Genomic DNA, 11,265 nt, shown 5'->3' with positions numbered 1-11,265 from the left:
GGGACGCCCGGAAGCCGGGGAACGCCCGGAGACCGGAAACCGTCCGGAAGCCGGGGAGCGTCCGGAGGCTGGGGACCGATCGGAAGCCGAGAACCGGCCGGAAGCCGAGAACCGGCCGGAAGCCGAGAACCGGCCGGAAGCCGAGGACCGCCCGGAAGCCGGGGACCGGCCCGACGAGGTGGTGATCCGCAACGGGCGGGTGCTGGTGATGAACCGGATGACGGTGACGAAGAACGACCGGCTCCTCGGCTCCGTCACCACCCTGCGCGACCGCACCGAACTGGCGCGCCTGGAACGGGAGATCGGCTCCTTCCGCAGCACCTCCGAGCTGCTGCGGGCGCAGGCCCACGAGTTCGCCAACCAGCTGCACACCATCTCCGGTCTGATCCAGATCGGCGAGCAGGACGAGGTGGTCCGGTACGTCCGCGCGCTCACCCGGCACCGGCAGTCCCTGGACATGACCATCGGCCGCCGGGTCCTCGACCCCGCGATCGCCGCCCTGCTGATGGCGAAGTGCTCGCTGGCCGCCGAGCGCAGGATCGCCCTGCGCGTCTCGGACGACACCGCGCTCGGCCGTCTCGCCCCCGAGGACGCCGCCGACGTGGCGACCGTCGTCGGCAACCTGGTCGACAACGCGCTCGACGCGGCGGCCTCGGCACCGCACCCGTGGGCGGAGATAGGGCTGCGGCAGGACGCGTCCAGCGTGGAGATCGTGGTGTGCGACTCGGGGCCCGGGATCGCCCCGGAGCACACCGCGGCCGTCTTCACCCACGGCTTCACCACCAAGGCGGGCGCGGACGGCGGACGCGGCATCGGCCTCGCCCTCACCCAGCTCGTCTGCGAACGCAGGGGCGGCGAGATCACGGTGGCCGACACCGCGGACGGCGCCCGCTTCACCGCCCGGATGTCGGTGGGCGGCCCGGCCGGACACCCCCCGCGGAAGGAGGGAGCACCCTGATGCCCCCCACGCCCCCGACTCCCCCGACTCCTCCGACTCCCCAGGAGACGATCGACGTCCTGGTCGTCGACGACGACTTCATGGTGGCCCGGGTGCACCGGACCTTCGTCGAACGGGTGCCGCCGTTCAGGGTCGTCGGCACGGCGGGCACCGGCGAGGAGGCCATCAGGGCCGTCGGGGAGCTGCACCCCGACCTGGTCCTGCTCGACCTCTACCTGCCCGACCTCTTCGGCCTGGACGTCATCCCCCGGCTGCGCACCGCGGGCCACGACTGCGACGTCATGGTCATCAGCGCCGCCCGGGAGGCCGACACCGTGCGCGGCGCGGTCCGCCAGGGCGTCGTCGACTACCTCCTCAAGCCCTTCGACCAGGAGGACCTGCAACCCCGCCTGGAGCGGTACGCGGCCCGGCGCGGCAGGCTCCTCGCCACGGTGGTGCGCGGCCAGGCCGACATCGACCGCGCGCTGTCCGCGGGACCCGCTCCCTCCACCCTCCCCAAGGGCCTGAGCGTGGAGACGGCGGATCTGGTGGAGCGCGCGCTGCGGGAGACGTCCGGGACCCTCTCGGCCACCGAGTGCGCGGCGGCGACCGGCATCTCCCGGGTCAGCGCGCGCCGTTACCTGGAGCACCTGCACGGCACCGGAGCCGCCGCGGTGACGCTGCGCTACGGGGCGGCGGGGCGCCCGGAGCGGCGCTACGGCTGGCGCCGCTGACCGCCGCGCGGCGGGTCCGTGCCCGGCCGTCTGTTACCGAGCGCGGACAGAAACGGATGAACAACCGCGGCGGGAGCACCGTCTGACGGGGTGCAACCGACCACGAGCGGACGGGGCCCGCGAGCGCGGAGACCCCGCGTGTCCGCCCCGAGCACCCACGGGGGCCACCACCATGACCGACCGTCACCTTCGCCGCACCGCCCGTTCCGCCGGCCTCCTCGCCGTCGCGGCCGTCGCCGCGCTGTCGCTGACCGCGTGCCAGTCCGGCGGCAAGGACGCGGCGAACGGCGCGGAGACGAGCCGGGCGACCGGCACGGGACCGGAGGTCTCCGCCTCCGCGCCCGCCTCCCCCGGCACCGGTGCCGCACGGGACCCGGGCAACGACCGCACCGCCGCGCAGACCGCGGGCCGGGGCGCGGTGCCCTCCGGTACCCCGGCGACGGCCGCGGTGCGCACCGAGACCCTCGTCGACGGCAGCAAGGCGGAGATCCGCAGGCTCGGTCAGCTCCGCTACCAGGCGAAGATCATCGACCGGGGCGCGGTCGTGGCGGAGCTGGACACCGCCGACGGCGACGCCGGGCTCGACGCCAACGGCATGTACGTCGTGCTCACCCGGGGCGGCGACCTCCGCTCCTGGATGGGCGGCGAACACCGGGGACCGGGCACGTTCACCCTGGCGGGCGGCTGGAAGGCCAAGGTCACGAAGGTGGGCGAACTCCACTACCGCGCGCAGATCATCGGCCGCGAGGGCGCGGTGGAGGCCACGATGGAAGCGAACCAGCACGACACGGGCCTGGACGCCAACGCGGTGTACATCGTGCTGAGCACGGGCGGGGTGATCAGCTCGCACGCGTAGGGGCGCCGGGGGCGGGCCGTGCCTCCTGTCGGCACCCGCTCAGGCAAACGGCGTCCGCATCGGGCGCGGCCCCGACCAGACGGCCTGGCCGGGACCGCGCAACCGAGTTCCCAGGGCTCGGCGGCCGTCGTGCGCCGTCAGTGAGTCCGACGGGGCCACCACGGCCGGGACGCCGACGATGGCGAGTGCGGTGCTTGCGCTCACTCCGAGTCCGGCGGCGCCGACAAGGGCCGGTGCGGCCATCCTCCCGTCGAGGTCGACCATGTGGACGGGGCCGCCGCACCCGCAGTCGCAGGCGTTGCAGCTGCCGCCCGTCACCGGGTCCGTCTCGGCCTTCCCCGTCCGCCGCGCAGTCCGCCACCGAAGCGGCCCCCGCTCTCCTCCGGGAGGGCGGGGCCGCTTTCGTGCGTCCGGGGAGATGCGGAACGCCCCGGCCCGGGTGACCGGTTGCCGAGGCGCCGCGCCCGGAGCTGACCGGGCGTACCGTTCTGAGTGTCGATGCCAGAACGGAGTTCAGCATGCCACCGAGCCACGAGGAGCACACCGGCGCGCGGATCGCGGACTACCGGAAGCTTCGCCAGCTGTCTCAAACTGCCCTGGCACAAAGGGCGTTCCTGGCGCGCAGCACCATCGCCAAGGTCGAGGCGGGGCTGTGCCCGGCGAGCACGACGGTCGTCGCCGCGATCGCGCGTGCCCTCCAGGTTGAGGTCGCGGTCCTGCACGGCCAGCCGTACATCGGCGAGTTGCGGCAGGATCACCTGGACCGGCTGATCAGCCCGCTGTCCGAGGCCCTCGACATGTACGACCTCGGCCCCGACCCCGACGTCACCCCGCGCCCCGTCGACCGCATCGCCGAGGACGTCGCCGCCCTGTGCGCCGCCACCTGCGCCACGGAGTACAAGGACGTCGGGACCAAGCTGCCGGGGCTCGTCGGCGAACTCACCACCGCCGTCGCACTCCTGCCCGCCGGCCCGGACCGGCAGCGGGCGAGTGAGAACCTGGCCTGGTCCTACTGGGTCTCCTACGAGTTCGCCTACCGGCTGGGCTACCACCACCTCGCCTCGATCGCTCTGGAGCGCATGGGGTGGATGGCCGAGCAGGCGCAGGACCCGCTCCTGCTCGCCGTCCGTCTGGCCAAGCGGTCCAGCATGCTGCTGCGCCGCGGTGACAACCGGATGTCGCTGCGCGTCATCGAGCGGGGGCACGGCCTGGTGGAGCAGGCCGAGGACCGCCGGTCGGTGAACGCCCTCGCGGTGTCCGGGAGCCTGTATCTGGCGTCGGCGATCGCTGCTGCTCAGGCCAAGAACGAGGACAGCGTGACGGGTTACCTGGAGCTGGCGGGCCGGGCGGCCGAGCAGATCGGCCGGGACGTGCCGGACGCCTACTGGTGCAGCTTCGGGGTGACGAACGTGCGGCACTACGAGGTGGCCACGCGGGTCGAGCTGGGCCGGCTGGGTGAGGCGGTGAAGGAGGCGAAGCGTCTGCACTTCCCGCCGGGACATCCCAAGATGCGCATGGGCCGCTACTACATGGAGATGGGCCGCGCCTACGTGCAGATGGGCAAGGCCGAGGCGGCGCACCGCGCGCTGAAGCGCGCCCGCGAGGCTGCACCGCAGCAGGCCCGCTATCACCCCCTGATGCGGGAGACCATCGGCGCGCTGGTGCGGCGCCAGCGCACGGCCTCGGACTCCCTGTCTTCCATGGCCGCGTGGGTCGGCATGTAGCACGGTTTCGCGGGGCGAGTGTTCCCGATCGGGGAACACTGCGCGCCGCGTAGCTCGGCACGATGTGACGAGTACCTCACATGCCGTCACATGGAGCCGACCATGACGCCGCAGACCGACCGCCCGCCCGTCGAGGCCGCCCTCGCCTTACCCGCCCGCTCCAGCCTCGACGGCGAGCGCGCGGCCGGACGAGTCTGCGTCTGGGGCGGCGAGGCCCTCACGATCGACACCGCGGTGCTCCTCGACGAGCAGCGCGACGGCGGGGCCGCCTGGTTCCCGCGGGCGTGCCGCCGGTGCACGGCGCAGCGCGCGCACCAGGCCCTCGTGGCGCACGTCCCGATGTGCGAGCGCTGCCGGGACGAGGCCCGGCCGGACTGCGCGCTGGGCGAGGAGCTGCGGCGCCTGGTCGCCGCGCACACCCCGGTGCGGTACTGCGCCTCCTGCGCGCGGCAGATCGGGCCCGGCGAGGAGTTCGAACGGCACCTGACCCAGGCCCCGTCCGGCACGGGCGGCGCCGCCCACTACACGCACCGGGCGTGTCCGTCGAGGAGGTCGCGGTGACCGCCGCACGGCAGGTGCACCCGGACCTGGCGATCATGCGGGAGACCGCCGCCATCGTGCTCGACCCGGCTGCGCTCGCCGCCTCGCGCGACGAGATCGCCGCGTTGATCGAGGACCTCACCGGCCACTTGCACGAGCTGGTACCCGCCGTCGAGGAGCTGACGGGCAGCCGCCCTTCGACAGCCGATCAGGTCTGCGCGCTCGCCGGTCTGGCCGAGGCCCGGCGCAAGCTCGGCCAGCAGCCGGAGGAGGGCAGAGAGGCCGCCCACGCCCGCCGCCTGGCCCGCGTCCTCGTCGCCCTCTCGGCGCACTGGGAGACGTTGAGCCGGCCGCCCGTCTCCCCCTGACGGGCGGCCGCGTGCGCGTGCCGCGGCAGAACTCATGATCTAGAAGTCGCGGCGAACCGGACGCGCCCCCAGCTCGAACCACTTCTGAGCTGGGGGCGTTCGGGTAGGCCGTCCACCGCCCCCAAGCGCGGGCGGCATGGCTGGCCGGACACGCACCGTGTTCGTCGAGACCGGCAAGCAGGTCGAGCGGGCGCCTCGCTAACCAGATACTCCTCGCAAGGAGAGAAGGGTAGGAGTACCCTTTGGTACCGGAAAGGGTGTGAGCATGAGAATCACAGAGGAAGCCCACGGCCGGGCAACTCGGACGACAGCACCGCTGAAGGTCGATGCGGCCATAGACGAGCTGATCGCGGACGGCGCCCATTTTCTGGGGATGACGAAGAAGGACCTGGTCGCCAAGGCCGTCCGAACCTACTTGGAGATCCGCCGCGAGGAGGTTCGGGCCAGCATGCTGGAGAAGATGCGCAAGCTGGACGGATCCGTGGAATCGAGCGTCTCGCTGCTCACCGGCATGTCACCGGAGCGGATCAAGGAACTCGGCGGAGTAGGCGAGGACGACTGATCCGTGCGGCCGGCTCGACCTACCCTCCGCTCGCTCCGCGAGGACCTGAAATTATCGCTGCCGTCAGCCCGGGAACCTCTCGACGAGCTGGATCATCCGATCCTGGCCAAGGCCCGGGAACACTTCGCCGACGACGCGGCCGGGCATGAGCGCATCCGATCGATCGATGACGAGGTGCTCCTCAAGGTCAAGATCCAACGCTGGCGCGGAGCCGTCTGGACCGACGGGGATCTGCCCTGGCTCATCGCTGCCGGACAACGCGAGGACGGTTCACCAGACGACTTCTACTCAGCCCTGGAGACGGCCGCGAGGGCCGCACGGGCCCACTACAACGCCAACAATCGCCACCCTCTGAGCACCACGACGTACGTCGGGCATCTCCTCCCCGACCAGAACGACCGTGATCGCTACCAACTCGAGGCCGGTGCCCGGCTGGTCCGCACTCTCGCTGCCGCTGTCCAGGAGCTGGCTCGTGGATCACTGCACGACGGGCATGAACACGCCGCCGACTTTCCCGCTTTCCGCCTTGGCGTCCTCGTACGTGCCGACGACGGCCATGAGACCTACGCTGCGGTGCGCATCACCGGCTCCGTACCCGACGATCTCATCGCGGTCATCCTGCGTCATGTCCCCGGCTGCGATCCCGCCGCCTGGTACCCCGAGTACGCCCTCCCCAGCCGCCCCCTTCTTCCCGCCGAGCAAGCCTGGTCGACCCTCATGGATCCGAAAGCCGCGGCGGAACTCCTGGACGATGAATGAGCGTGGCTACCGCGTCGACATCACCCACGCGAGCCCTGACTACGAACTCACGGTCTCAACGAGCCGTGGCACGTCGGTGGTTCTGCCTGTGTGCTTCGAACAGCGCCCGTTCACCGAGCTCCTGCCCGGTCACGTCCCTTTCACGAACGTCGAGAGTGACGGGGACTGGTATCCGCACGGCTCCGACGACGTGCGCCGCCTCTCGGACACCCTGACGGCACACGCGGACGGACTCCGCGAACGGCGTGACCCCGGCCAGAGAACTGGTCGGGGTCACGAAACCGCTGGTCAGAACCACAGAGCGACGCTGACCTCGGTAGGCCCTGTGGGACTCGAACCCACAACCAATGGATTAAAAGTCCACTGCTCTGCCAATTGAGCTAAGGGCCCAGGCGATGTTGCCCCCACGAGCATAGCCGGACCCGGCCGGGTCTCCGATCGGGTATCGGGGTGGCGGCCGGGTCGGCGGGCAAAACGCGGGTCGGGCGGAGTGGGGCAGGGAGCGGCGCGGGGGTGGGCCGGGGTGGCGCCGGGTGGGCCAGGGGTGGCGCGCGCGGGGTGGGCCCGGGGTGGGCCGGGGTGGCGGGCAGGTGGGCCGGGGTGGGTCAGGGGGTGGGCGTGTGTTCCGGGCTCTTGTTGCGGGTGTGGTCGGGGTTGAGGAACCAGTGGCGGGCCGACGCCAGCCACCAGGTCGCCGCGAAGCCGAGGACCACCAGGACCGCGACCGGCGCGTAGTTGAACGTCTCGGAGGTGACCGGCGACACCTGCGGCAGCATGAACAGCACCGTGATGACGCCGACCCACACCACCGCCACCACGCCGATCAGCCGTGACCAGCGACCCAGGTGCCAGGGGCCGCGGACGAAGTCGTCGCCCTTGCGCAGGCGCAGCAGGGTCGGGATGACGTAGGCGATGTAGAGGCCGATCACCGCGATGGACGTCACGGCCGCGTACGCGGTGACGTTGATGAGGTACGGCAGGCCCAGCACGAGGGCGCCGATGGCCGCCAGCCACACCGCGGCGACCGGGGTGCGGGTGCGCGGGCTGACCGTGTGCCAGACGCGGGAGAAGGGCAGCGCGCCGTCCCGCGAGAAGGCGTAGATCATGCGGCTGTTGGCCGTCACGGACGCCATCCCGCAGAACAGCTGGGCGCCGATCACGACGAGCAGCAGCAGCTTGCCCGCGGTCGCGCCGAGCGCGTCGAGGAGGATCTGCGCGGGCGGCGCCCCGGTCGGGGAGGCGAGCTGCCGGTCGTAGTTCTGGATGGCGAACGTGAAGCCGAGCAGCAGCACGAAGCCCGCGATCCAGGACGTCCATATGGAGCGCACGATGCCCTTGGGGCCCGCCGTGGAGGCGTCGTGGGTCTCCTCCGTCATGTGCGCGGAGGCGTCGTACCCGGTGAACGTGTACTGGGCCATCAGCAGGCCCAGCAGGACGACGTAGACCCCGCTGCCCCAGCCGGTGTTGTTGACGAAGTGAGTGAAGACGAAGGACGCCGACTGGTGCCGGTCCGGCACGAAGGCCAGCGCCCCGACGATGACGGCGACCCCGAGCACGTGCCACCACACGCTCACGCTGTTGAGGAGGGCGACGATCCGCACGCCGAAGGTGTTCAGCAGACCGTGCAGCAGCAGGATCGCGGCGAAGAGCAGGACCGTGCGGCCGGGGGTCACCTCGAAGTCGAACTGGAGGTTCAGGTACGCGCCGAGGAAGGACGCGGCCCCGAAATCGATGCCGGCGGTCACGGCGACCTGGCCGAGCACGTTGAACCAGCCGGTGAACCAGGCCCAGGCGGCGGCGGAGCGGGGCGGCGCGAGCCGGTGGGCCCAGAAGTAGAGCCCCGCGGAGGTCGGGTACGCCGAGCAGATCTCGGCCATGGCGAGGCCGACGAAGAGGGTCATCAGGCCGACGCCGATCCACCCCCAGGTGATCACGGCGGGGCCGCCGGTGTTCATCCCGAACAGGTACAGCGTCAGGCAGCCGGAGAGGACCGAGATGATGGTGAAGGAGACCGCGTAGTTGGAGAACGCCGACATCCGGCGCGCGAGTACCTGGGTGTAGCCGAGCTGGGCCAGTCGTTCCTCGTCGGAGAGCCCCTGCGCCTTGGCGTCATCTGTCATGTCCCCAGCGATTCCCCAGCGGGCCCCGTGACATGCGTCACAGGATGGCGCGAAATCAACCTGTGCCCGGCGGGGCCGGACGCACCGGGGCCCGTACGACGGTGTCGTACGGGCCCCGGGAGGTCACTTCAGCGGGCGTCAGCCGTTGCGCTTCCAGCGCGGCTTGTCGTCCCGGCGCCCGAAGGAGCCGGTCCCCGTGCCGGAGCCGCGGTGGTCGTCACGACGGCCGGTGGGGCGGTCGTGGCCGCCGGAGCGGAAGCCCGGACGGTCGCCCTGGCGGTCGCGGTTGAACGGGCGGTCGCCCGCCTGCCGGTCGCGGTTGAAGGGACGGTCGCTGCCCCGGTGGCCGGACGGGCGGTCGTCGCGGCGGAAGCCGCCGCGGTCCCCGGCGCCGTCCCGGCGGTCGTCCCGGCGGAAGCCACCGGAGGGACGGTCGTCACGACGCTCGAAAGAACGGCCACCCCGGTCGTCACGACGGTCATCGCGGCGGAAACCACCCGACGGACGGTCGTCACGACGCTCGAAAGAACGGCCACCCCGGTCGTCACGACGGTCGTCGCGACGGAAACCACCCGACGGACGGTCGTCACGGCGGTCGCGGCGCTCGTAGTTGCCGCGCTCGTCGCGCTGCTGGCGCGGACGCTCGTAGGACGGCGCGGCGGACTCCTCGCGGACGGGAGCGGCGTCGGCCGGCTGCTCGGCCGCGGGGGCGGCCTCGGTGTCGGCGCCCTCGGTCGCGGCCGCCGTCCCGGCGACCGCCGCCTCCGGGTCCTCGCCGCGCTCGCGGGCGGCGCGGGCGACGAGACGGTCGGCCTCCTCGCGCAGCTCGGACGCGCGCCGGGTGGCCCGCTCCAGCTCGCGGGTGAGCTGCGAGACCTCGCGCTCGGCCTGGTGGGCGGCGTTGCCCGCCGACTCGGCCTGGACCTCGGTCATCGAGCGGGCGCCGGTGATCTCGGCGACCTCGGGCTCGAAGGCGGTGCCGGAGTTGATGATGTGACGCCCGGCGTCGACGCCCGCGTCCTCCATCAGCCGGAAGATCTGCCGGCGCTGGTGCGGCAGCGACAGGGAGACGACGGTGCCGGTGCGGCCCGCGCGGGCGGTGCGGCCGGCCCGGTGCAGGTAGTCCTTGTGGTCACCGGCCGGGTCCACGTTCAGGACGAGGTCGATGCCGTCCACGTGGATGCCGCGGGCGGCGACGTCGGTGGCGACCAGGACGTTGACGTACCCGTCCTTGAAGTCGGCCAGCGTCCGGGTGCGGGCGCCCTGGGTCATGCCGCCGTGCAGCGCGTCGGCCTTGGCACCGGCGTCGCGCAGCTGCTCGGCGACCCGGTCGGCGCCGAGCTGGGTGCGGACGAAGATGATGGTGCGGCCCTTGCGGGAGGCGATGGCCGCGGTGACCGGCGCCTTGTCCTTGGGCTTCACGATGAGGATGTGGTGCGACATGGTCGTCACGGCGCCCTGGGCGGCGTCGACCTCGTGCGAGACCGGGTCCTTGAGGTACCGGTCGACGAGGGTCTTGATCTCGTTCTCCATGGTGGCGGAGAAGAGCATCCGCTGGCCGCCGGCCGGCACCTGGTCGAGCAGCTCCGTCACCTCGGGCATGAAGCCCAGGTCGGACATCTGGTCGGCCTCGTCGAGGACGGCGATCCGCACGTCCGAGAGGGAGCAGGCGCCGCGGTTGATGATGTCGCGCAGGCGGCCGGGGGTGGCGACGAGGACGTCGACACCGCGCTCCAGGGCGTAGATCTGGTTGCCCATCGACGTACCGCCGCAGACGACCTTCATCTTCAGGCCGAGGACGTCGCCGTAGGGCTGGAGGGCGTCCGCGACCTGCATGGCCAGCTCACGGGTGGGCGTGAGGATCACGGCGCGGGGCTTGTGCTTCTCGGTGCGGCCGCCGGCCAGCGCGGCCAGGGTCGGCAGACCGAAGGAGAGGGTCTTGCCGGAGCCGGTGCGACCCCGGCCCAGGATGTCCTTTCCGGCCAGGGCGTCCGGGATGGTCGCGGCCTGGATCGGGAAGGGGACCGTCACACCGTTCTGCGCGAGCTTGCGCACGACGCCCTCGGGGAGACCGAGGTCGGCGAACGAGACCTGCGCGGTCTCCTCGACGGCCTCGACTGCCTCGACGGCCTCGCCGTTCTCGGGCACGACGGCGTGATCAGTACTGGAAATGGACATGCGTATGCGAAACCTTCCGGAGTCTCGTCGGCACGCGCCCGTCAACTCCGTGATTCGCTCTACGACCGCCTCTATGCGGTCCGCCACGGCAAAGGAGAGTACGCGCCACACGGCGCGCTCTGCGTTGGCGCCGGGCAAATGGGATCAAACGATCTACCACCATACGCACCCATCACCCCTGAAGGCAAACTGACGCCATCACCGCAGGCGGGAGGCGTGCGGAAGATCCGCCGGCGGGACGCTCCCCCTACACCGGCACCCCGGCCTGCGGAGCCGGTTCGCGCTGGACCAGTTGAGGTCCCGTCTCCTCGTGGGCCGACGACGACGGCTCCGCGACCGTCGGCGACGGATCGCCCGACGGCGGCTGCACGGGCGGGGTCGGCGGCTGCTCGGCCGTCCGGGTCGGCGTCGGGTCGGCGGTGCGCGTCGGGGTGGGCCGCGCCGTCTGCCCCGGCCTGCCCGGCACCGGCTCCGAGGCGCTCGCGCC

General features: G+C 72.1%; 10 protein-coding genes, 1 tRNA gene and 1 pseudogene. 8 read left to right on the top strand and 4 right to left on the bottom strand.

Annotated elements, in window-relative coordinates; translation table 11 throughout:
• From GA0115242_RS06650 to GA0115242_RS06610, 8 genes are all read left to right on the top strand, one after another.
• Nucleotides 1-958, top strand: a 958-nt coding sequence (locus GA0115242_RS06650; protein WP_141721526.1) for a sensor histidine kinase, incomplete at its 5' end; no start/stop codon positions are given.
• Nucleotides 958-1,671 carry a response regulator gene (locus GA0115242_RS06645; RefSeq protein WP_093825490.1) on the top strand — a complete coding sequence of 238 codons (714 nt, stop codon included), beginning with the start codon at nt 958-960 and terminating at the stop codon, nt 1,669-1,671. The genes GA0115242_RS06650 and GA0115242_RS06645, both read left to right, overlap by 1 nt.
• Before the next feature lie 172 nt (nt 1,672-1,843).
• The gene (locus GA0115242_RS06640) at nt 1,844-2,527 is read left to right on the top strand and encodes a hypothetical protein (protein ID WP_093825488.1); all 684 of its coding nucleotides are present in this window, start codon (nt 1,844-1,846) and stop codon (nt 2,525-2,527) included.
• Between the two features lie 518 nt (nt 2,528-3,045).
• Entirely contained in the window at nt 3,046-4,251 is a 1,206-nt protein-coding gene (locus tag GA0115242_RS06630) for a helix-turn-helix domain-containing protein (protein WP_093825484.1), read from the top strand.
• A 102-nt stretch (nt 4,252-4,353) separates the two neighbouring features.
• The gene (locus GA0115242_RS06625; RefSeq protein ID WP_176729761.1) at nt 4,354-4,812 is read left to right on the top strand and encodes a hypothetical protein; all 459 of its coding nucleotides are present in this window, start codon (nt 4,354-4,356) and stop codon (nt 4,810-4,812) included.
• The gene (locus GA0115242_RS06620; RefSeq protein ID WP_093825483.1) at nt 4,809-5,159 is read left to right on the top strand and encodes a DUF6415 family natural product biosynthesis protein; all 351 of its coding nucleotides are present in this window, start codon (nt 4,809-4,811) and stop codon (nt 5,157-5,159) included. The genes GA0115242_RS06625 and GA0115242_RS06620 overlap by 4 nt, the downstream gene beginning before the upstream one ends.
• A gap of 265 nt (nt 5,160-5,424) precedes the next feature.
• Complete coding sequence (locus tag GA0115242_RS06615) at nt 5,425-5,721, top strand: hypothetical protein (RefSeq protein WP_093825493.1); 297 nt, start codon at nt 5,425-5,427, stop codon at nt 5,719-5,721.
• Nucleotides 5,722-5,724: 3 nt separating this feature from the next.
• Nucleotides 5,725-6,480 (top strand): hypothetical protein, encoded by a 756-nt coding sequence (locus GA0115242_RS06610; protein ID WP_093825481.1) that lies wholly within the window; start codon nt 5,725-5,727, stop codon nt 6,478-6,480.
• Nucleotides 6,481-6,797: 317 nt separating this feature from the next.
• Here the strand turns inward: GA0115242_RS06610 and GA0115242_RS06605 are convergent.
• The 4 genes and pseudogenes from GA0115242_RS06605 to GA0115242_RS40635 all read right to left on the bottom strand — a co-directional run.
• Nucleotides 6,798-6,870, bottom strand: a tRNA-Lys gene (locus tag GA0115242_RS06605).
• 215 nt (nt 6,871-7,085) lie between these two features.
• Nucleotides 7,086-8,600: an amino acid permease gene (locus GA0115242_RS06600; RefSeq protein ID WP_093825479.1), complete on the bottom strand. Its 1,515-nt coding sequence runs from the start codon at nt 8,598-8,600 to the stop codon at nt 7,086-7,088.
• A 138-nt stretch (nt 8,601-8,738) separates the two neighbouring features.
• Nucleotides 8,739-10,778, bottom strand: coding sequence for a DEAD/DEAH box helicase (locus tag GA0115242_RS06595; protein ID WP_093825477.1), 2,040 nt, complete (start codon nt 10,776-10,778; stop codon nt 8,739-8,741).
• A gap of 247 nt (nt 10,779-11,025) precedes the next feature.
• A pseudogene (locus GA0115242_RS40635) lies at nt 11,026-11,265 on the bottom strand (hypothetical protein); the annotation flags it as partial.

Source organism: Streptomyces sp. SolWspMP-5a-2 (assembly GCF_900091845.1).
Taxonomy (GTDB): Bacteria; Actinomycetota; Actinomycetes; order Streptomycetales; family Streptomycetaceae; genus Streptomyces; species Streptomyces doudnae.
Note: the sequence above shows the minus strand (reverse complement) of the source record. Positions and strands in the feature narration are given on the sequence as shown.